This is a genomic window from Bradyrhizobium sp. 23 (assembly GCF_023073295.1).
GTDB classification, from domain to species: Bacteria; Pseudomonadota; Alphaproteobacteria; order Rhizobiales; family Xanthobacteraceae; genus Bradyrhizobium; species Bradyrhizobium canariense_D.
This window is the reverse complement of the sequence record NZ_JADPJF010000148.1, coordinates 199322-199984: the sequence shown is the minus strand read 5'-3', so window position 1 is coordinate 199984 and position 663 is coordinate 199322. Positions and strand designations below refer to the sequence as shown.

1 protein-coding gene and 1 pseudogene are annotated in these 663 nt (G+C 66.7%); both read left to right on the top strand.

What is annotated here, in order from left to right; genetic code table 11:
- Window positions 1–178: pseudogene (locus IVB32_RS34285) on the top strand (DUF1028 domain-containing protein); the annotation flags it as partial.
- On the top strand, window positions 175–663 hold a 489-nt coding region (locus IVB32_RS34280), incomplete at its 3' end, for an ATP-binding cassette domain-containing protein (protein WP_247412831.1). The pseudogene IVB32_RS34285 and the gene IVB32_RS34280, both read left to right, overlap by 4 nt.

The following is a 663-nucleotide window of genomic DNA, read 5'->3' as shown; positions in this document are numbered from 1 at the left end:
CCTGCGCGCCGACGATCATCCCGATCCGCTCGGCGAGCTCGAGCGGCTCGAGCGCGTCAGCCACGAACTCTGGGTCCACTTCCGCGTTTCCATGCCAACCCGGCAGAACCCTGCCGGCAACACCGATCGCAGCGTCATCGACGCCAGCATCGCCGCAGCGCGCGCAATACGCTCATGAACCCGAGCCCCCTCATCGAGATCAGCGATCTGCGCATTCGTTTTCACGGCGACGACGGCCGCGTCACCCATGCGGTCGACAGCGTCGATCTCAGCGTCGCCAATGGCGCGACGCTCGGCCTCGTCGGCGAATCCGGCTGCGGCAAGAGCGTGACGTCGCTGGCGATCATGGGCCTGCTGCCGAAGCAGAGCGCGGAGATCTCCGGCGCGATCCGCTTCGACGGTTTCGACCTGCTTAAGACGTCGGACCAGACGCTGCGGGACCTCCGCGGCAACCGGCTCGCGATGATCTTTCAGGAGCCGATGACCTCGCTCAATCCGAGCTTCACCATCGGCGACCAGATCATCGAGACGATTTTGCGCCACCGCGGCGGTTCGCGCAGGAGTGCGCGCGAGCGGGCGATCGATCTGCTGCGTCGCGTCCACATCCCCTCGCCCGAGCGGCGGATCGACGAATATCCGCACAAGCTCTCCGGCGGCATGCGC